The sequence below is a fragment of the Candidatus Omnitrophota bacterium genome, assembly GCA_041649175.1.
Taxonomy (GTDB): Bacteria; Omnitrophota; Gorgyraeia; order Zapsychrales; family JBAZNR01; genus JBAZNR01.
Genome location: JBAZNR010000003.1, coordinates 287,566 through 311,619 on the forward strand (window position 1 = coordinate 287,566; position 24,054 = coordinate 311,619).

At 43.5% G+C, this 24,054-nt stretch carries 20 protein-coding genes and 5 tRNA genes; all 25 read left to right on the forward strand.

Annotation, left to right across the window (positions count from 1 at the left end; genetic code table 11):
* Positions 1-141: 141 nt before the first annotated feature.
* Positions 142-531: a response regulator gene (locus WC676_08510; GenBank protein MFA5060649.1), complete on the forward strand. Its 390-nt coding sequence runs from the start codon at positions 142-144 to the stop codon at positions 529-531.
* A 3-nt stretch (positions 532-534) separates the two neighbouring features.
* Positions 535-975, forward strand: coding sequence for a response regulator (locus WC676_08515; protein ID MFA5060650.1), 441 nt, complete (start codon positions 535-537; stop codon positions 973-975).
* 29 nt (positions 976-1,004) lie between these two features.
* Positions 1,005-2,285, forward strand: a complete 1,281-nt coding sequence (serS, locus tag WC676_08520) for a serine--tRNA ligase (protein ID MFA5060651.1) — start codon at positions 1,005-1,007, stop codon at positions 2,283-2,285.
* A complete protein-coding gene (locus WC676_08525) occupies positions 2,266-2,868 on the forward strand; it encodes a hypothetical protein (protein ID MFA5060652.1) in 603 nt (200 codons plus the stop codon). Before serS ends, WC676_08525 begins: the two co-directional genes overlap by 20 nt.
* A 308-nt stretch (positions 2,869-3,176) precedes the next feature.
* Positions 3,177-3,265: transfer RNA gene (locus tag WC676_08530), tRNA-Ser, on the forward strand.
* Positions 3,266-3,359: 94 nt separating this feature from the next.
* Positions 3,360-4,403, forward strand: coding sequence for a tyrosine-type recombinase/integrase (locus tag WC676_08535; protein MFA5060653.1), 1,044 nt, complete (start codon positions 3,360-3,362; stop codon positions 4,401-4,403).
* Positions 4,404-4,429: 26 nt separating this feature from the next.
* Entirely contained in the window at positions 4,430-4,885 is a 456-nt protein-coding gene (locus tag WC676_08540; GenBank protein MFA5060654.1) for a hypothetical protein, read from the forward strand.
* 141 nt (positions 4,886-5,026) lie between these two features.
* A tRNA-Ser gene (locus WC676_08545) sits at positions 5,027-5,113 on the forward strand.
* A 292-nt stretch (positions 5,114-5,405) separates the two neighbouring features.
* A complete protein-coding gene (locus WC676_08550; GenBank protein MFA5060655.1) occupies positions 5,406-5,684 on the forward strand; it encodes a hypothetical protein in 279 nt (92 codons plus the stop codon).
* 291 nt (positions 5,685-5,975) lie between these two features.
* Positions 5,976-6,067 (forward strand) — tRNA-Ser (locus WC676_08555).
* Positions 6,068-6,203: 136 nt separating this feature from the next.
* Positions 6,204-6,746, forward strand: a complete 543-nt coding sequence (locus WC676_08560; GenBank protein MFA5060656.1) for a hypothetical protein — start codon at positions 6,204-6,206, stop codon at positions 6,744-6,746.
* 1 nt (position 6,747) lies between these two features.
* Entirely contained in the window at positions 6,748-9,369 is a 2,622-nt protein-coding gene (locus WC676_08565) for a pitrilysin family protein (GenBank protein MFA5060657.1), read from the forward strand.
* Between the two features lie 104 nt (positions 9,370-9,473).
* Positions 9,474-10,838, forward strand: a complete 1,365-nt coding sequence (locus WC676_08570; protein ID MFA5060658.1) for an ATPase, T2SS/T4P/T4SS family — start codon at positions 9,474-9,476, stop codon at positions 10,836-10,838.
* 14 nt (positions 10,839-10,852) lie between these two features.
* Positions 10,853-10,926 (forward strand) — tRNA-Arg (locus WC676_08575).
* Positions 10,927-10,938: 12 nt separating this feature from the next.
* The gene (locus tag WC676_08580) at positions 10,939-12,447 is read left to right on the forward strand and encodes a PAS domain S-box protein (GenBank protein MFA5060659.1); all 1,509 of its coding nucleotides are present in this window, start codon (positions 10,939-10,941) and stop codon (positions 12,445-12,447) included.
* An 11-nt stretch (positions 12,448-12,458) separates the two neighbouring features.
* A complete protein-coding gene (gene tadA / locus WC676_08585; GenBank protein ID MFA5060660.1) occupies positions 12,459-12,935 on the forward strand; it encodes a tRNA adenosine(34) deaminase TadA in 477 nt (158 codons plus the stop codon).
* Between the two features lie 192 nt (positions 12,936-13,127).
* Positions 13,128-13,219 (forward strand) — tRNA-Ser (locus WC676_08590).
* Positions 13,220-13,435: 216 nt separating this feature from the next.
* A complete protein-coding gene (locus tag WC676_08595; protein MFA5060661.1) occupies positions 13,436-14,227 on the forward strand; it encodes a penicillin-binding transpeptidase domain-containing protein in 792 nt (263 codons plus the stop codon).
* A 91-nt stretch (positions 14,228-14,318) separates the two neighbouring features.
* On the forward strand, positions 14,319-15,179 hold the full coding sequence (locus WC676_08600) for a DUF368 domain-containing protein (GenBank protein ID MFA5060662.1): 861 nt from the start codon (positions 14,319-14,321) through the stop codon (positions 15,177-15,179).
* Between the two features lie 359 nt (positions 15,180-15,538).
* Positions 15,539-15,988, forward strand: coding sequence for a hypothetical protein (locus WC676_08605; protein ID MFA5060663.1), 450 nt, complete (start codon positions 15,539-15,541; stop codon positions 15,986-15,988).
* A 74-nt stretch (positions 15,989-16,062) separates the two neighbouring features.
* Complete coding sequence (locus WC676_08610; GenBank protein MFA5060664.1) at positions 16,063-18,003, forward strand: elongation factor G; 1,941 nt, start codon at positions 16,063-16,065, stop codon at positions 18,001-18,003.
* 160 nt (positions 18,004-18,163) lie between these two features.
* Positions 18,164-19,075, forward strand: coding sequence for a TIGR01777 family oxidoreductase (locus WC676_08615; GenBank protein MFA5060665.1), 912 nt, complete (start codon positions 18,164-18,166; stop codon positions 19,073-19,075).
* A gap of 140 nt (positions 19,076-19,215) precedes the next feature.
* Positions 19,216-20,850, forward strand: a complete 1,635-nt coding sequence (gene dnaX, locus WC676_08620) for a DNA polymerase III subunit gamma/tau (protein MFA5060666.1) — start codon at positions 19,216-19,218, stop codon at positions 20,848-20,850.
* Positions 20,851-20,855: 5 nt separating this feature from the next.
* Complete coding sequence (gene recR / locus WC676_08625) at positions 20,856-21,455, forward strand: recombination mediator RecR (GenBank protein ID MFA5060667.1); 600 nt, start codon at positions 20,856-20,858, stop codon at positions 21,453-21,455.
* Between the two features lie 313 nt (positions 21,456-21,768).
* A partial coding sequence (locus tag WC676_08630) for a C25 family cysteine peptidase (protein ID MFA5060668.1) occupies positions 21,769-24,054 on the forward strand: 2,286 nt, incomplete at its 3' end.

The following is a 24,054-nucleotide window of genomic DNA, read 5'->3' on the forward strand; positions in this document are numbered from 1 at the left end:
GCGCAGTAGTTAAAGAAAAAACGATCGTGATGATTGATACGAGGGCGTCCCCGCCGCGTTTTGCGGCGGGGACGCCCTGTTGTTTTAAATCAAAAATTTCTTTAGATTTTCTCGTGTCTTTGTTTTACAATAAAACAACCTATGGTAAATAAAAAGGGAAATCCCCAAAAAACTATTCTCACTATTGAAGATACGCCCAGCGACCAGCGGTTTATCCAGCGGGTTTTGGAAAAAGACGGCTACAAGGTTTTAACGGCTGATAACGGAAAAAGCGGCCTTAGAATCGCCAAGGCCCAAAAACCGGATCTGATCATTTTAGATGAGATCTTGCCGGATATTCGTGGAACGGAAGTTTGCGGCTTGCTTAAGATAGACGCCGAAACCCACAATATTCCGGTTTTGTTCTTAACGGTCGTAGATGATCCGAAAAATATCTTAGGGCATTTTGAAATGGATGTGATGGCGCATTTAACAAAACCTATCAAGGCCGAAGACCTTTTAAAACAAATTCAGGCAGTTTTGGAAAGATAATATATGTGTTTTAAATCAATCCTAAAAAGAATTAAAGGCGAAAAAGATCCGCTTTATCCATTGGCCGGGAAAAAAGTTTTAATTGTTGAAGATGATGCCACACAGCGCGCTTATGCGCAAAAAATATTAGCTAAGCAGGGGTTTAGCGTCTTGATCGCGGAAAACGGGGAAAAGGGATTAGAGATCGCTCAAGCCCAAAGCCCTCATCTGATCATCTTGGATGTCGTTTTACCCGGCATTCACGGTGATGAAGCCTGTCGCCGCCTTAAGGCTGATAGCCGCACCAAAGATATTCCGGTAATTTTCTTAACATCGATGGATGAACCGAAAGATGTTATTACACATTATGAAGTCGGCGGGGAAATCCATTTAACCAAGCCCATCAACGCCAAAGAATTAATTCGCCAAGTTGAAATAACGATCAAAGAATTTTCTCCGGTTTAACCTACGATGCCAAATCTTGAAAGTGTCCTATGCTTGATCTAAAATTTATCAGAGAAAATAGTGAAGTGGTGCGCCGAGGCCTGATTGCCAAGAATGTAAAGATCGATCTAGATATACTTTTATCTTGCGACGTAAAGCGCCGGGATTTCACTCAAAAAATAGACGAGTTGCGCAATAAAAAGAATTTAGCTAATGATGAGATTAGCGCCTTATTAAAAGAAAAGAAAGATCCTAAAGTAAAAATTGCCGCCATGAAGGAGATCACGGAAAAAATTGGCGAGCTTGAACCGCAGGCCAAAGAGCTGGATGAAAAGATGGACGCGCTGCTTTTAAACATTCCAAATATCCCGCATTTATCCGTTCCGATCGGTAGTCCGGAGAAAAACAAACAAGTGCGCGTATGGGGCGAAGCTAGAAAATTTGATTTTAAACCCAAAACCCATATTGAGATCGCCGAAAGTTTAGATATTATTGACTTTAAGCGTGCGACAAAAATTTCCGGATCCAATTTTATCGTCTATAAAAAAGACGGCGCGCGATTAGAGCGGGCGCTTATTAATTTTATGTTGGATCTGCATACGAGCGAACATGGGTTCAGTGAAATTCTTCCTCCTATTTTGGTGAACCGCGCTTCGATGACCGGAACAGGGCAGCTTCCCAAAATGGAAGAAGATATGTACAAGCTCAAAGACGACGACCTTTTTCTTATTCCGACAGCCGAAGTTCCGGTCACTAATCTTCATCGGGATGAAGTGTTAAATGACGAAGACCTGCCGATATTTTACGCGGCGTATACTCCGTGTTTCCGTCGGGAAGCCGGTTCTTACGGGAAAGACACTCGCGGATTAGTACGTGTTCATCAGTTTGATAAAGTTGAACTGGTCAAATTTGTTAAACCTCAAACTTCCTATGATGAATTAGAAAAATTGGTCGGTAATGCCGAAAAAGTTTTACAGCTTTTGGGATTATCTTACCGGGTGCTGCTACTGGCCAGCGGCGATCTGAGTTTTGCGGCCGCGAAATGTTATGACCTTGAAGCGTATGCGGCCGGAATGGATAAATGGTTGGAGGTTTCCAGCTGTTCCAATTTCGAAGATTTTCAAGCGCGCCGCGCAAGCATTCGTTATAAAGACAAGGAAACAAAAAAGACCGGTTTTGTCCATACGTTGAATGGTTCGGGTGTTGCTTTAGCGCGAACCATGATCGCTATTTTAGAAAATTATCAAACCAAAGACGGGGATGTGCTTATCCCGGAAGTATTGCGGCCGTATATGGGAGGAAAAACGAAAATTGAAAGAAAAGATCGCTGAAAGCTTAAAATTCTTATTTTTTGTTTTGCTGATCCCGGTGGCCATTGGTGTTACGGCGGGGTTTTTACATCAATTCCAGACTATCAAAGAAGTCGACCAAAACGGATTTCTTTTAGGGGTTTCTGCATTTTTAATTATTTACCTGTTCGTTTATGAGCCGCAGGGAATCTATCAATACGGATATGATTTGGTTGGTAATGTTTTTCAGTTCTTTGCGCCATTAGTTAAAGTTGCGCCGTTCGTTCTGCCGATCTATTCGCTTTTTATTTTGATCATTTACTTTTTTACGTTATTCTTTCCGTCGATGGTCGGGGCGAGTAAATATTTTATGTTTTTGACCGGATTTACCTTAAGCCTGCATTTTATTTTTACCGCCAAGTCGTTGCGGGCCAAAGATAATAATATTGCCAAAGCGCATTATCTTTTTTCGATGATCCTTATTTATATTCCTAATGTTATTATTCTCGCGCTTTTATTTGATCTGATTTACCCTGAGTTTTCTTTCCCAAAGCTTTTTGTGGTCATGGCGAATTTAGCCAATGGTGTTTACACAAGTGTTTTTAATCAGCTTTTTATTCCGTAAACTTTGATTTCTTTTTTAGAAAGAGTGACTGGACATGAAAAATTGCCCCGGGTGCAGTAAGGAAATCGACAAATATGCGATCGCCTGCCAATATTGCGGGAAAATTGTTGAGCATAGGGTTGAAGAAAGCCAGCCGAAATCTGTGCTGAAGCGTATCTGGCAGAAAATTAGAGGAAAATTGAAGTAAATTTTATTAAGCCCCTTGAGGGTCCTCGAAACTTTTCTAAACATTTTCTTATCTGACTCTTCGCCTCATACGCGGCTCAGAGTCCTCAAAGCTTTTCTAGTAAAAAACGTGGAAGCTTTTCGGAGAGGTGGCAGAGTGGTCGAATGCGGCGGTCTTGAAAACCGTTATGGGCCGTGAGGTCCATCTAGAGTTCAAATCTCTACCTCTCCGTTTATTTTGTTACCGGAAGGTGACAAAATAACCCCGAAGCCTGCGAACGTAATTTTGAAAAAATTACGGAGCGCAGAGGCAAGGGGCAGTAAGCGTGAAGAATCAACACCCACTTCTCTTAACCTCCCTCATCTATCCTATGGGAAAAATACAAAAGATCGGCAGTGACTATTTTATCGAATTTCTTGCCCGCGGGCTTAAATACCAGCAAAAAATAGGTCCAAGCCGCGCTTTGGCTGTTAAAGCCTTAAAAGAGACCGAGGAAAAGATCTCAAGAGGCGAAGCGGCCACAGTTGTCCGAGACATTCATTGGACTGTTTTCTTAGATGATTTCTTAGTTGGCATTAAAAAAGACTTCTCGCCAAAAACCTTTCAGCGCTTTCGGTCTCTTGTCAGAAACTTCAAAGTTTTCTTAAAACAGGACAGGCCGGATATTGCAAGGCTGTCTGAACTTACGCCCAGAGTCATAGAAGATTTCCGCTCGTTCTTAGATAAAGCAAATAAGCCGGACGTTAATTTGAATATTTTTTTGCTACGCGAAGTTTTTGATCACGCGATAAAACTCGGGTATTTGAATGATAATCCAACGCTGCATGTGCGGATCTTACCGGCCAATAAAAAAGAGATTCCGGTCATTCTTTCCGAAAGGGAAGCGGAGCAATTTTTACGTTATGCGTCGCCGTTGTTGAAATTGACCGTAGAAATTATCTTAGCAACGGGGTTATCGTTAGAAGAACTTGCTCAGCTTGGTTGGAATAATATTGATTGGACGAGAAACTGTATCAGCATTCTTTTTAAGAAAAAGGCGCAGGCGCGAACAATTTTCTTGGTGGCTCAGGCCAAAGAAAAACTTAAAGACCATCGAAAGGATCAGTCAAATTCTAGGAAAGTTTTTCCCACGTTAAGTAAGAAAAAGTTGCAAAGCGAGTTAGAAGACATTGCAAAGCAGATCGCTTTCCCGAGTTCGGTTAATTTTGAGATCTTTCAAAATACTTTTGCGGCGCATTTAATGAGAAGAGGAATTTCACTTACTAGCCTGCAAAAAATTCTCGGGAAAAATGATGTCGCGCAGGTTTTTGCGTTCACGGCTTTTATTGAAAAAGATGTTTATAGCGGGGCACATCACATCAAATCATGATAACATTTGATCGAAGGAAAGCCATTTTGACGTCGGCCATTTTTAGTTTTGGTTTGGCCGTTTTTATTTTTGCGTTCATGACGCATGCTGCCGGTCAAGCGCGGCAGGCGCGTTTTAACGTTGATGTTTTAGGAAGGATTTTTGCCGCGCACCATCAAAAAAAGGGGTTCTATCCGGCGAGCAAAGAGCAGCTGCCTAAATTTTTTGTTATTTCCGCTTTGGATCGATTATATCTTGACCACAAATGTTTCAAAGAAGCTGAGTTTAAAGGGTATCAATATGCCATGGAAGCATTAGGCCCAGATCAATTTATTATTTCCGCATCGCCGGTTGGTCCATGGCCGGGAAAGCCGGAGTTTGGGATCACGGAAAAAGGCATTTTAAAAAGCAATACGAGTCGTGCAGATATTGATTCCGATCCACTCGAGGAAATTGAAAGCTGGAAAACCATTGAGCGGACGGCGCGGGTGAAGGTTCAATAATCGAGGCAACAAAACACCTTGACGTTACGTGGGGCGCTCCATATAATGGAGCGAATTTTAGTCCTCGAAACTTTTATAATTCTTATTTGGCTCCTCGCCTTTTTGAGGCCCGGAGTCAAAAATTTTGTGAAACAAAATTTTGGAGAGGTGCGAGAGTGGTTGAATCGGGCGGTCTCGAAAACCGTTATGGGCGTAAGTCCATCGAGAGTTCAAATCTCTCCCTCTCCGTTATTTTTTCAACAAGTGCAAATTTCTTTAGCCCGAAAGGGAAAGAAGTTTGCACAATATAGAGAAAAATAACGGACTTTGACGAGGCTCCGTCCGAGTCAAAGTCTAGTCGCAATGTTAGAATGAACCACGAGCGTGGCGCTAATAGATTTCCCGATAAGGGAAAAAACAGCGAACACCAAAGCGAGCTATATGCGCGCTATCAGCAAAATTGCCATTCCCGTTGTTCTTTGTTATACTTAAGGCGGACACATTTTTGAAAACATCAACGCATATACAAGAGGAGGGGAATATGATTGATGTATTAGGCTCGGAAGTTTCTTATAAATTATTTTTCTATATTATGGTTTCTTTTGCGTTTGTTGTCGGCTTGATCTTGATGGTTTCCCACGAAGCGTTTACGGCTTTTGACAAGGCCCTTCAGAAGGAATACGGCTTAAAGACAAGACTTATCCCAAGAATTGAAAACACCTCCTTTCATATTATCGATCAGTGGATCTTGAAACATCGGGCGATCGCGGGGTTGGTCATCGCGGTGATTGCCTTTGTTTTGCTTATTGCAAATAAATAAGGATTAGAAATTCTTTATTGATATCCGCAAGGGAATCGGTAATAATACTTTCCTTGCGGATGTTTTATTTCGCTATGATTTATGCGCCGGGAACTCCTCATCTGCTTAACGGCAGATTCAGAGTCCTCGTGCTTTTGAAGAAAAGTATTTGAGCGGCGGGAACTCTTCATCTGCTTAACGGCAGATTCAGAGTCCTCGCGCTTTTCTAGTAGTTGGCTAAACGGGAACTTTTCGCTCCTTCGGAGCTCAAAGTCCTCAAGCTTTTCTAGCAAGGTATTAAGGAAGCTTTTCGGAGAGGTGGCAGAGTGGTCGAATGCGCACGCTTGGAGAGCGTGTGACTATCGAAAGGTGGTTCGAGAGTTCGAATCTCTCCCTCTCCGCCATTTTTTCCCGACAAGGGAAAAAATGGCGGACGCCAAAGCGAGTGTCGTGAGGCGACAAGCCGAACCACGAGCGCGGTGTCAACAGTTCGTTTTCTGATAAGATGAACTGCTGGATTGCAGCATCAAAAGGTAGTCTATGGAAACAAACGAAGCCTGGGAAAAAGCACTTAAAAATACCGAGATCGTCCGATCCCGCGTTCAAAATCTCTCCACATTTAGCGATACTCACGTTCCATACATTCTTTTGTCAGAGTCAACGATCAATACAGGAGATACGGTTGTGCGAAGCGGAGAAGTTGCGATCAGTCGGCCGTCTCTGATCTTGCCGCCTAATATGCCGCGGTTTAATGGTTTTGATTTCACAAACGCGCCGTCTTCTGACCCGCAAATTCTAAATTTCTTTCTAATGCGTGGCATAAGCTTCCCGTCTCTTAATTACGATAATCAAACTCATTCTTTGAATGTTTTTGAAGGAAAAATGTCGGAAGCGGTGAAATCTCATCTTGAGCAATTGCAGCAAAAAGAAGATGTCCTAACCGGGCTCATTGTGGCGCCGGATGATTGCTGGCAATTTTCGCTTTTGGTTTTCGTGCTTTCGCAGGCTATTCGAAATATTGACACAGATGTTAAAAAGTTATTTGACGAATATCGAAAAAAGGCCGACCCTTCAGGTTCATAAAATGAAAAAAACTTCATTCAGATTTTTCTTAGCACTGAGCTTCCTTCTCGCGGGATATTCTTTTTCCTTTGCTGAAAGTCAAACACAGCGTTTTGTTCTGGAAAACGGAATGACAGTTCTCATTCAGGAAATCCCCGATAGCCCGGTTGTTGCCGTCCAGGCGCTTGTTAAAAACGGCTCGGCAACTGAAAGGGAATATTTAGGATGCGGATTATCCCATTTCATTGAACATATGATGTTCAAAGGGACACAAAAGCGCACGGTGGGCCAAATTTCCAAGGAAGTTAAAGCCTTGGGCGGGCACATCAATGCTTCCACAAGCTTTGACTATACGTTTTATACTCTCGAGCTTCCGCAGGGGCAGTTTTCAAAGGGTTTGGATATTTTATCAGATATGCTGGTGAATTCTGTTTTTGATGCCGAAGAAGTCGAGAAAGAACGCGAAGTGATCTTAGGAGAAATGCGGCTTTACAAAGACCGTCCGGAAAATTTTCTCAATGAACTTGTTTTTGAAAATGCCTACACTCGTCATCCCTATAAATTTCCTATCATCGGTTATGAGCCGCTTTTTAAATCCGTAACTCGTGATGAACTTTTCGATTTTTATAAGAATACCCATATCCCGAATAATATCATCGTCACCATTGCCGGAAATTTAAACGGCGTAAATGCGCTAGAGGAAATAAAAGAGGCTTTTAAGGATTTTAAGCCGCGCCCCTTTATCATCCGTAATTTACCTGCGGAATCCTCGCAGCTTTTAGCTCGGCGCATTGACCGAGAATATGCCACACAGCTAACGCGCATGAGCATTGTCTTTCAGGGAGTTGGAATTCTCAATAATGATATGATGGCGCTGGATGTTTTGGCGATGATTTTAGGGCAGGGGGAAAGTTCCCGCCTAGTTAAAGAACTTTATAAAAATAAGAGGATCGTCGACTCTATCAGCGCGCATAATTTTACGCCGATGGATCAAGGGCTTTTTGAAATTAACTGCCTTTTAGATGAGAAGAATATCGATATTGTTCTTAATGAGATCAAAAAGCAAATCGAATTGATCAAGAGCCAAGGCGTTTCAACTAAAGAATTGGAAAAATCTAAACGGCAAGTTTTAAGCCGGTATGTTTTTGACCGTCAGCAAGCGGCGGATATTTCTTTTGATGCTGCTTTAAACGAAGCCATGACGGGAGATTTCAATTTTTCCAAGCAATATGTTGAGGGAGTTAAGAATATTCGAAGCGCGGATATCAAGAGAGTAGCGAACAAATATCTCAATGATTTTTCTTCAACGACAGTGATCGTGAAACCTAAGAAAGAATCCGAGGCTCAGGCGGTTTTGCCGGCCCTGCAGGGAACTTTCGAAATCAAAAAAATAGTTTTAGATAATGGAATGACCTTGCTTTTAAAAGAAGATCATCGTTTTCCTTTGGTCTCGATGCGATTAACTTTGCGCGGCGGTGTATTGGCGGACGCGAAATACGGCAGCGGCATATCCGAAATAATGTCAAGCTTGTGGAACAAAGGAACAAAAGCACGTTCTGTTAAGCAAATCGCCGAATCGACTGAAATGCTTGGAATGAATGTGGGAAGCTTCTCGGGGCAAAATAGTTTTGGGCTAAAGGCTGATTGCTTATCGCAGGATATTGATTTCACCATTGAGCTGTTAACTGATATCATGAAAAATCCTACTTTTCCTCCGGAAGAAATTCTTCAGCAAAAAGAACAAATGGAAACTGCCATTCGCCAACGCGACGACAGCATTTCGTCCAGCACATCTTTAAGATTAAAACAAATTCTTTTTGCCGGACATCCGTATCAAAATGATTCCCTGGGAAGCCTGGAATCTGTGAATCAAATCACGCGGGAGAAGATTATTGCTTTTTACAGAGAACTCGTTGTTCCTGAAAACATGGTTTTAGCCGTGATCGGAGATTTTGATGCGGAAAGAATTTCTCGCAGATTACAAAATGAATTTTCGCTTCTTAAAAATACAGAGATCAAATTTGATTTTTCTAAACCCTTACCGTTAGCACGCCCGGCCGAAGAAGTAATGTTTATGGATAAGACGCAGGCGATGGTAACGTTTGGTTTTCAGGGCGCTGAAATCACCAATGCTGATCGTTATGGCTTGGAAATCCTGATGTCTATTTTAGGGTCGCCTTTAAGCGGACGGATGTTCACACAAATCCGGGATGAATTGGGGCAGGCCTACACTTTAGGCGCTCAATCTATTCCCGGAATGGGAACGGGGTTTATTTATGGCTATGTTTTGACAACGGATGAAAATATTGAGAAAGTAAAACAAATACTTCTTAAGCAAGTTAGTGAATTAACCGCGGGCGTGCTTACCGATGAAGAATTGCAGAGCACAAAAACATATCTGAAAGGCGTCCATCATATGAGCCTTGAGACAGGCGCGAGTTTAGCGATGACGATCGCGCTGGATGAGCTTTATGGCTTAGGTTTTTCGGATTACGCTAATTATGATCAGAATATTGACCGCGTAAGCCGCGAAGATCTTGTCCGCATCGCTAAGACTTATTTAGACTTACAGAAAATTGCTATTGTGGCCACTAGGCCTGAAGCTTCTCAGAGCGATAGGGCGCCTGCAGAGGTTCAGAAATAGAAACGAGTTTTGTGTTTACAAGTGAAAAATGCGGTGATAGATTAGATGTGTTTTTGATGCTGGTAAACGAAAAGTCCTCGGGAAATTCACAAAAGGTAATTTAAATGAATAAAAACGAAAATCTGGAATTAGAATCGTTGGTTGTCGATAAGCTGTGGGGAAAATTCACCCTTCTCCAATCCCAAAGTGAGAAAGAAGAGACCATCACCTCTGTTCTTAGCGAAGCCGGCGGAGAAAACCATAAAGCTAAGCTTCAGGATGAACTTCGCAAGGTCGCCGGCGCTCAAGAGAAAACACAATTTATCGAAAAATTCCTATCCTACGGCGTTATTGAGGACCTGCTTTGCGATTCGGAGATTGAAGATATTATCATCAATTCGTTAAAACCCATTTACGTTCATCATTCTCAAAAAGGATTGGTAGAGACAGGAAAAAGGTTTCATACTCAAAAAGAAATAGACCTTTTTATCAAAAAACTTCTTTTGTTTTCCGGGCGAATGGAAATAAAGAAGATCATGAATTTAGAGCTTCCCAATCTGGAAGGCCGCGTCAACATTGTTATGTCGCCGTTCGGGCCGCAGATCACCATTACAAAAGCGAAAGTCGAACCATTAAGTATCATTGATCTTATCCAGCGCGGGACGCTGACCTATGAAGTCGCCGCCCAGTTATGGCTTTATTTGGAAGGATTATCCATTAAGCCCGCCAATATCATTATTGCCGGCGGCCCCGGAACCGGGAAGACAACACTTCTAAATGCCTTATTTTGTTTTATCCCGACCAATGAACGTATGGTTATTATTGAAGATACCCTTGAGCTAAACACCTTTTTAGAAGACAGCTGTTCGAGGCTTGAAAGCGACGATGATGTTCCGCTTTCCATGCTTGTTAAAAATAGTTTGCGTATGCGCCCCGACCGGATCGTAATCGGCGAAGTGCGCGGGGCGGAAGCACGTGATATGATCACAGCCGTTAATGTAGGAAAATATTGTTTAGGAACTATTCATGCTTCAACCGCGCGCGAAGCGATTTTACGTTTACAAAATGAGCCGATGAATGTTCCGGAAATTTTAGTAAATTTGGTGGATGTTTTTATTATTATGAAAAGATTTCACGTTCATGATAAGGTTTACCGCGTTGTAGATGAAGTGAGCGAAACCGGCGGGATGGAACAAAAGACTATTTTGCTGTCGCAAATATTCAAATATGATTATGAGCGTAAAGCTATTCGCAGCATCGCGACCAGCACGGTTTACCGCGACCGCTTGGCGAAAATCGCCGGCTTATCGCCAAGAGATATTATTGACGAAGTGGAAGTCCGTACGGCGGTTTTGAAAAAGTTAGCGGAAAAAGGGCTTCATACCATGAAAGAAATTACTGTTTTTGCGCGCGCCTACAATAAGGATTCTAAAACCGCCTTGTCAAATTTAGGGCTTAACCGCGAACAACTCATTCGTAATAAGCAGTAAAGTTTTAAGATTATGCGCCCGTAGCTCAATTGGATAGAGCGTCTGCCTACGGAGCAGAAGGTTAGAGGTTCGATTCCTCTCGGGCGCGTTGATTAAGATTATGTCGAAAAAAAATAGCCACTTACCGCATCTCCCCGTTGGTTTTTGCCAGCTTGTTACCGAATCTGCCGCGGACGGGATCTTTACGGTCGATCTCAAAGGGCAGATCACCTTTGCTAATCGTGCCCTCGTCGATCTTATCAATATTCCTTTATCAAAAACACTCGGAACTCATTTTGAAAAGTATGTCCATCGCGCATCGCAAGCGAAAGCTATGCGATGTTTTTTAATGGCTAAAAAAGGGCAGAGACAGGTTGGAGAAGAGATCGATGTCATTGATAGCCGGCACAATGTTATCCCGGTGGAAGTGAATGCCTCGCCTCTTTTTCAAGATAAAAAGATCATTGGCGTTCACGCGGTTGTCCGCGATATTCGCCGTCGCCGTCATCTTGAAAAGCTTTTGCGCGAGTCTGAGAAAAAATATCGTGATCTTTTTGAAGATGCCAATGATGTTTTGATCATTGCTGATCTAAACGGGATCATTCTTGACGCTAATCGTCAAGCCGAACAGCTTTTTAAACGCCCCAAAAAAGAACTGGTCGGTATTCATCAGTCACAATTGTATCCCATTGAACATGAAGCGGCTTATAATGCGATCTTTAGCCGTAGCTTAAAAGGAAAAAGCGAGCCATGCGATCTTGAGGTGACGCGCAGTGACGGCCAGGAAATCCCGGTTTCGGTTTTTTGCCGACGGATAACAGCCGGCGATAGGGAAGTTATTCTTATTCGGTTTAGTGACTTGTCGGAACGCGTGCGCAATGAAGAAAAGATCCGCGAAACCAATAAGATGATGGCGTTAAGCCTTTTTGTTTCCGGGACGGCGCAGGAGATCAAGCATCCTTTAAAAGCTGTTCTGGCGCATATTCAACAGCTTGTTTCCAAATACAGCAATCGAGATTTTGAATATATCGGCTTTAAAGAATTTTCCGACATTATGCAGACTATCCGCTCGGTGAGCAATCAGATCCGGTATTGTTGCGACATTAACGATAAACTTTTGCTTTTGAACCGTAAGCGTGCCGGCATCAAAGAAAAAGACTGTGACGTCAATAGCGTTTTGCGTGAATCGTTGAAGGCCTTTACGCAACAGTTAAAATTAGCGAATGTGAAGCCGGTTTTACGGCTAGCGACGTCATTGCCGCGCGCGGCTATTAGCGTCGTCGAATTTGACCAAGTGATCACCAATATTTTTTCTAATTCTCTGCAGGCTATGCCTAGCGGCGGGCAATTCACGGTCCGCACGTTCTATGACCATGAAACGTCTCATGTGGAAATCGAATTTCATGATACCGGTTTAGGAATTCCCAAAGAGAATTTACCGCGTATCTTTGAACCATTTTTTACGACCAAACAAGTTGGCCCGGGAAAAAATTCTGGGTTAGGATTATCGATCGTTTATTCTATCGTGAAAAGCTGCCGGGGAGACGTAACGGTGAAAAGTAGTTTGCGCAGCGGAACAACCTTTAAAGTGATCCTGCCGATCTCGAGAACTCAAAAAATCAAAAAATAACTATAGGTATTATGCCGACCATTGATGAAGTTTTTATGCAGGAAGCGATACGGCAAGCCCAGATGGCTTTTTTGAAAGACGAAGTGCCGGTGGGGGCGGTTATTGTCCATCAAAATAAAGTGATCGCCCGCGCCTATAATCAGGTGGAACTGCTTAAAGACCCTACCGCGCATGCGGAAATGCTGGCCATTACTCAGGCGACGAGTTTTCTGTCCTCCAAGTGGTTGCAGGAGTGTACGATGTATGTTACAATTGAGCCTTGTTCCATGTGCGCCGGAGCGCTTGTTTTAGCTAGAATCAAGCGTCTTTGTTTTGGAGCGGGCGATCCTAAAACCGGAGGCTGCGGCTCCATTGTTAATATTGCCGATCATGAGAAATTAAATCACCGTATTGAAATTAAAAGAGCTATTAACGAAGCGCAGTGCGGAAGTTTATTGAGTGAATTTTTTCAGAAGAAACGTAAGCAAGCGCAGGAATTGACGAATTGAAGAAGTTTATAGGGCGGGAACTTTTCGCTCTTTTAATAAGATTTTAAGAGGCGGGAACTCTTCATCTGCCTGGCGGCAGATTCAGAGTCCTCGCGCTTTTTAAAAAGATTTTGACAGACGGGAACTTCTCGTTCCGCTTTCGCGGAACTCGAAGTCCTCGCGCTTTTCTAATATAGCATTGTGGTAGCGCTCGGAGAGGTGGCAGAGTGGCCGAATGCAGTTGCCTGCTAAGCAATTGACTGGGGTGACCCGGTCCTCGGGTTCAAATCCCGACCTCTCCGCCATTTTTTTCCGACAAGGAAAAAAATGGCGGATGCCGATGAAGCCGTAACGTTGTGACAAGCAACGTCGGCTGAAACGGCGCCGCAAACATAGTAGCTTTTTCCCGACAAGGAAAAAATAGCGGACACCAAAACAAGTGTTGTGAGGTGACAAGTTGAGCCCTATTCGGCAAAGATGCCAATAGGGTTCAAATTTTTTTGTCATGGCGAGGGGATGCAATGATGAGAAAAATCATATTTTTATTATATTTTTTTCTGGGCTTCTTAACAGTTTCAGGCGCGCAAGAAATTGACAAATCTTTTTTTGGCGACTATGATGCCGCGCTGGTAATTTATAATCGGTCAGCGGATGAAACTATAAATACCAGTCCTGCATTAAGCGCTCGACGTCTTTCTCCTTGTTCTACCTTCAAGATCTACAATACGCTTATTGGACTTGAACTTGGCTTAATTAAAGGGCCGGATGACCCATGGTATGAATGGGATGGTGTTCGCCGTGATATCAATGATTGGAATCGCGACTTGACGTTACGTGAGGCATTTCGCGTATCAGCGGTGCCGGCGTATCAAATTCTGGCGCGCCAAATTGGTATGAAGCGGATGAAAAAATATATTGATCGGATTAATTATGGAACTAAAGATATTTCGGCCGGGATCGATATTTTCTGGCTCGATCGTTCAGGAATTGTTTCAATAATGATTAGCGCTGATGAGCAGGTAGCGCTTTTAAATAAACTACTTGATGGAAAATTGCCTTTTGCTGACAAGAATATTGCGAAATTAAAAGATGTTATGCTTGTGTCTAAGAGTGAAAAGGGAACGCTTTATGGCAAGACCGGATCTGGCATGGGCATTGATGGGAAATGGTCCTTGGGATGGTTTGTAGGATTTCTTGAACACAGCGGGACAACATATGTGTTTGCATGTAATATCACAGGAGGAAAAGATCCCAATGGAAAAGTTGCCCGAATGATCGTGGAAAATGTTTTAAGATCGCAAGGGCTTTTGTAGCTTAAAATCTTAACTTTTTGCTGTCCTGTGTTTTCTGGGGAGGCACACAAAAACACGCGAGTTGTAAAGCTGGGCAGAATAGAGAGGGAAAATGACAAACGGAATCAAGGAAACAGTTATCTTATTTCTAAAAGGGTGCGCCATTGGAGTGGCCAACATTATTCCGGGGGTATCGGGTGGTACACTGGCTGTGGTTCTCGGAGTCTATGACCGTCTCATCGAATCGATCGCGTGTTTTTTTGAATCTCCCGGAAAAAGAAAAGAGTACGCTATCTTCCTGGCAAAAATACTCTCAGGCGCCGGAATCTCCATGCTGTTCTTGGCGAATGTGATGGATTTCTTGCTAACACATCATTTTCATCTTACCATATTTGCTTTTATGGGGCTTATCTTAGGCGGTGTTCCGTCGATATGGAGATCACATGGCGATATGAGAGTGAAAACCTCCCGCGTGTTTGTTTTTATCGCGGGCATACTCATCGTTCTTGGCCCGTCATTACTTGGATTTACGGCGATTGAAACAGCGACGTTTGATGCGCCGGAGATGTTGATGTTTGACAAGGGGAGATATCTGACGCTTCTTTTTTCCGGGTTTTTAGCCGGAGGGGCCATGATCGTTCCCGGAATTAGCGGATCTTTTGTTTTGGTGCTTTTAGGACAATACGCGCTCATTATTGCCGCCATTAAAGGATTGATTTTAACGCCCCTCATTGTTGTTGGTTTCGGAGCAATGGCAGGAATACTTGTTTTTTCAAAGATTATAAAAGTATGCCTAGAGAGGTCGCCGGCCATGACCTATTATTTCATATTAGGATTGGTCACGGCTTCGTTCATCGAAATATTCCCGGGAGTTCCTCGAGGCGAGCATGTGGTATTATTCGCCGTTATTATATTTTTCTTAGGGGCGGGAGCATCTTACGCGTTGTCAAAAATCTCCGGCGAACCTGCTTAGATCGTATTTTTCTATTTTTGTTCATTAGATTTTTTTCTTGCAAAAAATAAAAAAAAGAGTTAGCATCAGCTAGATTTATTTAAGCTCTTTTGAATGTACAAACCTCCGTAAAAGCCACGGGGGTTTTTATTTTTTTAAAGAATAGTAGATGCGGCAAGCCACCGGTGTTGAAGGAGGTGGTATTTTTTGAACATTGTATTCAGGCCAGATTGAGAATTTTTTAAGGGGGCAATGTCTCCGTCGGAGACATTGCCCCCTTCCTTTTTTACATAAAAATAAAAATATTTAACCTGCCCCCATTGATTCGTTTGCGTTCGCAAAGCGAATCAAAACATCGGGGGCTCAAAAGAGGAGGGGCGATGAAAAGATTTATTGATGTTCACACCGGAGAAGTGGTGGCGGGGCAAGGTGAAGTTGTTTTAAAATCCGATGCGCATAATTCTTGCCTTGTTTTTGCTGCTTATGACGCGCATAAGAAAATTGGCGCCTTAGCCCACGCGATGCTCGCGTCCACATTTTCCACGAAAAAATTGGATTCCGTTATCCTGCCTGACCCGGAAAAAGCCATTGATGAAATGATCACCGACATGACGCTTCTAGGCGCAAAGAAAGAAGATATTGTGGTACGCCTTGTCACCGGGGAGAATGTCCCTCATGAACAAGGCGATTTATTATACCGACAAAATTTGCGTTCAGCTATGGACTTGCTTAAACAAAAACATCTTAAGGTAAAGCGGAATACGGCAGCCGATGTCGGCAGTTCCCATGTTTCCTTAGATGTCGAATCAGGAAAAGTTTCTTATGCGTGATCTTTCAGGAGTGATTATTTTTCTAAAGATGTATTTTGTGTGCAAGAGCCATTTTTAGAAAGGATAGGATTATTATGGAAGCGAGATTTAAAAGAGATATTGTCATCCTGGGTCATTCTCATAGCGGAAAAACGTCTTTAGCGGAAAGCCTGCTTTTTGTTAGCGGAGCAACGACACGAAAGGGCGACGTGATGCAGGGAAATTCTATTAGCGACTACAGCGAGGATGAAATTGAACGAAAGATCTCCATTAATTCCAGTTTCTTAAGAGCGGCTTATAAAAACTCTCAAATACAAATCATCGATACGCCTGGTTATGCGGATTTTATCGGGGAAACGATTGCCGCCTTGCGGGCGACCGATGCCGCCATCGTCGTTGTCGACGCCGTAAACGGTATTGAGGCAGGGACGGAAGATATTTGGGAGCGATTAGAATCATTTCAAATGCCCAGGATCATTTTTATTAATAAATCTGATAAAGCGGAAGCGAATGTCGCCGAAGTCGTTCAATCTATCAAGGAGCGCTTGTCTAAAGATGCGCATCTCCTTGATCTTAATGCATCCGAGCTCGTTGAATCTGTTGCCGAGTTAGATGAAAAACTTCTGGAAAAATACATAGATAGTGGAAATCTTTCCATCGATGAATTAAAGCCGGTATTGCATAAAGCGGTTTTAGAATTAAAAATTGTTCCTATTATCGTCGGCAGTGCCGCCACCGATCGCGGCATCAGCGATTTGCTGGAGGCGATCGTTGCGTATTTCCCCTCACCGGTCGAGCGTCCGGCTTTTCATGCCAGAGATATTGTCACCCAGCAATTAAAAGATATTTCTCCGCAAGATGACGGGCCGTTTACGGGGTTCATTTTCAAATCTATTTTCGACCCCCACTTAGGACAGCTTTCTTTGATGCGGATCTTGCGCGGAAAATTAACGCCGAATTCTGATTTCGTTAACGTGAATACGTCAACGCGCGAACATATTGGCGCCATCACGATGTTGCAGGGTAAAGACCAGGTGATGGTTAATCAAGCCGGATGCGGGGATATTATCGCTTTGGCAAAATTAAAAAATGCTCATGTTTCGGATGTCTTGGCGGATGAAAAAGAAAAGGTAGTCATCGATCCTATCACATTTCCGCAGCCATCTATTTCCGCATCTATCAAGCCAAAAACACGGTTAGATGAAGAGAAAATATCTCTTAGCTTAAATCGTCTTTGCGAAGAAGATCATACCTTTCAAGTGAGCCGTGATACCGAAACAAAAGAGTTGATCATCTCCGGCATTGGAGATCTCCATCTTAAAGTTATGCTGGAGCGTATGCGCCGGCGCTATCATGTTGATGTCGATCTTGGTGTTCCCAAAATAGCTTATCGCGAAACTATCACCAAGAAGGCGAAATTCCGTTATAAATATAAAAAACAATCCGGAGGCCGAGGGCAATACGGCGATGTTGAACTGGAGATTGCGCCTTTGCCGCGGGATGGCGCTCAATTTGAATTCGTCAATAAGATCTTTGGCGGCGCCATTCCTCGCAATTTTATTCCGTCTATTGAAAAAGGTGTTCGGCAAGCCATCAGTGAGGGGGTGATCGCCGGATATCCGGTCATCAATATTCAGGTGACCGTTACGGACGGATCTTATCATGACGTTGATTCTTCCGATATGGCGTTTCAGATCGCCGGGTTGATGGCGTTTAAAGAAGCCGTGAAATTAGCCGGGGCGGTTTTGTTGGAGCCGATCATGGAAATAAATACGGCGGTTCCCGATGAATTTATCGGGCAAGTTTCCGGAGACATTAATGCTCGACGCGGAAGAGTTTTAGGGGCGGAAGCAAAAGGAAAGAATGAAATTCTTAAAGCCCATGTTCCACTTTCCGAGATGTCCAGTTATGCGACGGATCTGCGCTCAATGACCGGAGGACGGGGAAGTTACACTATGAAGTTCTCGAATTATGAGCAGGCGCCCGCGAAAATTACGGCGCAAGTGGTGAGTCAGAATCAACCCGCGCATGTATAAGAAATAAGTTCTGAGAAAGGCGGCGTCCGCCCCGCCACCCACGTTTCTTAGTGGTCGGACGCCGCCTATTTTCTTTCAAGCATTTCCTTAGCAGTTGACATCTTAATTATTCTCGTGTAACGTATATGCGATAAAAAAATTATTTTCTAAAAAGGATCTTATGCCGTTGCGTATTGCTATCAGTGGTTCAACCGGATTAGTTGGCTCGGCGCTTGTGGAGGCGTTCTCCCGTCAAGGCCATCGGGTCACCTTGATCATTCGTCCGCGCACACCGCTTATGATCAATAAAAAAGTCGTCCGCTGGAATGTTGAACGTGAGTATATTGATACACAAGGATTAGAAAATCACGATGTTGTTATTCATTTGGCTGGAGCTAATTTAGCGAGTCAGCGCTGGACAACCGGGTATAAAAAAATCGTTGAAGATAGCCGTGTTAAAAGCACGGCTTTTTTATCTCAAACCTTAGCTCAGCTTAAGCACCCGCCGCGTTTATTTTTAACAGCATCGGCCGTCGGTTTTTATGGTCCTGACAGTTCAAACGAAGAAGTTGATGAAGAAAGCCCGATGGGAACCGGGTTTTTAGCGCAAGTGTGCGATCGATGGGAAAAAGCAACACAATTAGCCAAGGCTTGCGGAATTCGTGTTGTTCATTTGCGCACAGGAATGGTGTTAAGTCAAAAGGGCGGTGCTTTGAAAATGATGCTGCCTGTTTTCAAAATGGGGCTAGGAGGAAAATTGGGAAGCGGAGTTCAACCGATGAGCTGGATCTCTTTGGATGAAATTCCGGAAATCATCTCCCATATCTTTAAAACTGATGCTATTTCCGGTCCCGTTAACCTAACAACATCTCAAGTGGTCACCAATGAGGAATTCACAAAAATTTTAGGAAAAGTTTTACGCCGGCCAACTTTTGTTTCAGCCCCGGCTTTTATGATTCGATTAATGTTTGGCGAGATGGCGGATAGTTTATTGTTAAGCGGTGCTAAAGTAGCTCCTCGAAAGCTTCTGGAAAGCGGGTATCAATTCATCTATCCGGATCTAGAGCAAGCTTTAAATAAAATCCTAAAATAGACTCCTTAATTGATGGTTGTCCAAGGCTTTTTAGCCGTGTTGGCCGATTTGCGTAATTTTCCTTAATTATTCGTGCTTGTTTAAAGATTTTTTATGTTAAGATATAGCCGTAACCAAAAATTAAACGGTAAGACGAACTTATGTCGTATATTGTTTTAGCCCGAAAATACCGGCCGCAAACTTTTGACGAAGTGATCGGCCAGAGCCACATAACAGATCTCCTGCAGAAATCTATCCAATCTAAGCGCCTGGCGCACGCGTATCTTTTTTGCGGGCCGCGCGGCATCGGGAAGACTTCCTGCGCTCGCATCTTAGCGAAGTCTCTCAATTGTAAAAATGGGCCGACCTTAACGCCTTGTGGAGAATGTCCTGCCTGCAAGGAAATCACAAACTCAAATAGCTTTGATGTCATTGAGATCGACGGTGCTTCCAATCGGGGCATTGATGAGATCCGCACACTTCGCGAAAATGTTAAATTCGCTCCATCCTACGGCCGTTATAAGATCTATATCGTTGATGAAGTTCATATGTTAACGACCGAGGCGTTTAACGCGCTTTTAAAAACACTCGAAGAGCCTCCCGAACACGCAAAATTTATTTTAGCCACAACGGCCGCCAATAAAGTTCCGGCGACAATTATTTCCCGCTGTCAGCGTTTTGATTTTCGGCGCGTGTCGGTTGAAACGATCCAAAAAGCTTTGCGCGCAATTTGCTCTAAAGAAAAGATCAAGATCAAAGACGATGCGTTGTTTATGGTTTCCAAAGCGGCTTCGGGAAGCCTGCGTGATGCCTTAAGTATTTTAGATCAGTTAAGCGCTTTGATCGCTCAAGAAATAGAGACCGCCGATGTTTATTCTATGCTTGGCATTATCGAGACAGAACTTTTGTTCGAACTCGTTGAATCCTTAGCGAAGAAAAATTGTGCGCAAGCGTTGGACGTTTTTGACAAAATTTCCCAAGAGGGGAAAGACATCAAACAGCTTAACCGCGACCTGATCGAACATTTTAGGAATTTGATGGTCATTAAAATTGGCGGCAAAGCGCTTGGAAAATTGGTGGATTATCCGGTGGCGATCAAGGAAATGATCTTGACTCAAGCGCAGAAATTTCTTCTAAAAGAGATCTTAGCAGCGATCGATGTTTTTGTTGAAGCGCAGGAATTCGCGCGCCGGACAGATTCTTTAACGATCCCCTTGGAAGTTGCCTTCGCGCGTTTGACTTATACGACAGAGCCGGGGGCTTTGCCGGAGAAACTCGTTCAAGAAAAACAATCTGTCGCTGAGAAGCCTGATGCCAAGCTCGCGCGTCCGCGAAATGTTTTAGCCAATCAAAAAGGGTATGTTGATTTTTCCGCGGATGATATCGAAGAAACAGGTAAGGATTTGCCGGTTTCTGTCGCGGCCCCGGAGCAAGAGAAGCTGGTGTTGTCTTTGGATCTGATCCGGCGCAATTGGGATGCTATTACGCATGCGATCAGCCGTGAAAAGATGTCCGTTGCGACGTTTTTACAAGAAGGAAGCCCGAGTTTGCTTAAAGGAGAGAAGTTGACCATCAGTTTCTCGCCGGAAGCCGTTTTCCATAAAGAGTCATTAGAGCAAAAAGACAATCTTCGGCTGATCGAGAAGATTTTTTCTGAAAAATTAGGGACTATGGTTAATATTAATCTTAAAGTCGATGAACATCACCAGCCGCATCAAAACCAAGAACCGTTCGTCAAAGCGGCGTTAGATACTTTTCAAGGAAAAGTTGTTAGCAAATGGAATCGTGACGGTTAAAAACAATGGCCTATCCTAAAATTGTCGAGAATCTTATTGAAAAATTAATGAAACTTCCCGGAATAGGGCGGCGCAGCGCCGAGCGTATTCTTTTTCATCTTCTAAGCGCGCCCAAAGAAGATGTCAGGGAATTATGCGATGTGATCACGAAGATCAAGGAAGGATTGATGTTTTGCCGTATTTGTAACAACTTAAGCGAAGCAGAAGTTTGCCTGATCTGCAGTGACACCAACCGCGATGAGCGAACGATTTGCGTTGTAGAAAATCCTAAAGATGTTTTAGCTATTGAACGTACCGGTGCTTACCGGGGCCATTACCATGTTCTGTTGGGGTCTATCGCTCCGGCCGAAGGACGGGGGCCGGATGATCTAAAGATCCATCATTTGGTTAAGCGAGTTGAAAATCAAGATATTAAAGAAGTTGTCATTGCAACCGACCCGGACACGGAAGGTGAAACAACAGCGCTTTATATTACGCGGGAACTTAAAGATACGGGAGTTAAGATCAGCCGGATTGGATTAGGAATTCCGGTGGGAAGCGCTTTAGAGTATGCGGACCTTTCAACGCTTTCTGTTTCTCTTTCATCGCGTCGGCAAATAGAGTAGACTTGTCATAGTTTTTTTGTAAAGTAATTTAAGCGGGCTGCTTCATCCGTCACTGAATAGTGACGGATGAAGCAGCCCTTTTTTGTTTTTAGATCCCGCGAAAGCGCTTTCTTACGCGTCCCAGCAAGCATTGAAAGCGGGTTTTTATGGGATATACTTTACATAGTGGTTAGCAATACTTGTTCAGTAATTGCAGAAATATTATAAAGAAGCATAAATCAGTGCGAAGTATTCCAAAAGAAGCGCCCGAATGGGCTGCTTCTTTAATTTTTTGTTTTTTGTGCTTGTTGGAACGAGCCAAAGGGGAGACGAAATGAGAAAAATACTCTTTATTGCCGTTTTATCCGTTCTCTTTTCTTTCCAGGATTTTTCTGTTAGTAATTCCATGGCAGAAGAAGCGGCGCAAGGCAAAGGTCGGCAAGCGGAATCTTACCAAGCTACTTCCGGCAGATCCGCGGGCGAAAGCATCCCGCAAGTTAAAGTCCTGTCATCCACCGCCCAAGAAATCGTTACGACGATTGATTTTACCCAAGGATTCTCTTATGAAAAAGTAGTCGCGGAAGACGGAGTTTCTTATATCCGTTATAAGAAGGACGACTCTTCGGGTTTTCTATATACATCTGAAGAAGGCAAGCCGGAACTCCCTTTGATCAGTAAAAACTTCCAAATTCCCGCAGATGCGACCAATGTTAGAATTACCATAGAAGAAACTCATTATGCTTCCGAACAAAAGGGCATCGTCTATCCGGCTCCGGAGATGTATTTTGAAGAGGAGGAGGGAGTTTCTGGCTCCAAGGAACGGTTTGTTAAAGATAAGGCTGTTTATAAAAAGGATGAATGGAATTCACATGTGGTTTTGAAGGGTACAGCCAAGATCCGTTCAGCCCATGTGGCGATCGTTGAATTCCATCCGGTTTCTTTTAACCCGCAGAAACAATCCATCAAATATTGCGATTCGCTAAGCGTGCGTATTTCTTATGTCAGCAGCAAAAAAGACAACACTGTCTCTGTTCAAGCCAAGAGCCCTTTTAAGAATATTTATGAGGCAATGATTCCTAATTATCATTTGATTTCCATTTCGCAAGAGGATAACTTTTCTGATCCTAGTCAACCTGCGGGACCTGGCATCAATACGCCTTCAGTTGATGTTCCCGGCGCGTATCATGTTTTAGCGCCGGCAGATATTGTTAATCCTTCATTGGAACTTCCCATTGATTATCTTGTTGTTGTCGCTGACTTTTTCATGCCCGAAGGAGCTCCTTCTGCTAGCCTTGCAACTTGGCTTAATTGGAGAGCTAGCGTAGAAGGCGGCGGACACAACATTGGCGTTATTAAACGTTCGGATATTTATGCGCAATATATGCCGGTTGACCCAGATGATTCCGAGGGCTCTTCTATCAGAGAATTTATCCGATTTGCGTATGAAAATTGGCGTGGAAATATTGAAGTTCCCGATCTTGATTATGTTTCGTTGATCGGCGATGCTGATCAAGGTTTTGAGACAGCCGAATGGTTTATGCCGGGGATGCATGAAAATTCCGGAGCGATCACCGATCACTATTATGGCTGCGTGGATGGAGATGATAATTTTCCGGATGTGATGGTCGGGCGATTTCCCGTGAAAACAGATGCGGAATTAGGTTATATGGTTGATAAAACTCTCTACTTTGAGCAGAATCCCCCCGAAGGAGAAAACCACTGGGGAACACGCGGGTTATATATCGGCGGGTATGAGCGTGGCCCGGCAGTAACCACACCTCAAAAAGATTTTGTTCTCAAGCATTATCAGGAAATGGAAGAATTGCATCATGATGATTCTTTGTCTCCTTATCACGATCCGTCAGTTGCCGCCGAGATCATCAAGCAGGGCGTTTTGCATGTCATATACAAAGATCATGGAGGCATAACTTCGTGGTATCCGCCGCTAAATTCTAGTTTAATTCCCCTGATCAACGGTAATCAGCCTCAAACCCGATATCCTGCTCTTGTTGTTAGCATTGGCTGTAAGACAGGGTACTTTGACTATCCCACGTCAAACTCTTTCGGTGAATCTTGGGTTAAAGCATCAGCTAAGGGTTCAGCGGCATTTTGGGGAAGCTCGCGTGATACGTATCAGTACAACTATGCGGCAATACCTCTTATTTTAGAAAATCTCTATGAGTATAACTTTGGCACCATTGGTGGCGTTATTTTAAGCGCCAAATTGCTTGATTACGGAGATATTCGGATCACTAATTTGTTTGGGGATCCGGCGTTGAATGTTTCCGGTCACCGCGCTACATCCACAAAGCCAGAATTAACATCATCAATTTTCTTAAGCGAAGTAGACGCTGATCCTGTTGCAGGCGAACGCATTACTATTAATGTGAAAATCGAGAATAAAGGCCTTTCTGCGGCGGAGAATATTGTCGTTAGGCTGTCTGAAGTTCTGCCGGATTCAGAAGATCTTTTTGCCGTAGGCGACGATGAGGTGGTCGCTCTTTTGAATTTCGGCGAGTCTGTTGTTCTATCGAAAGAGTGGATTTATCAAGGACAGGATACGGCATTTTTCCGCGTTGATGTTGACCCGGATGACGCTATTGATGAGCTTTCTGAGTAC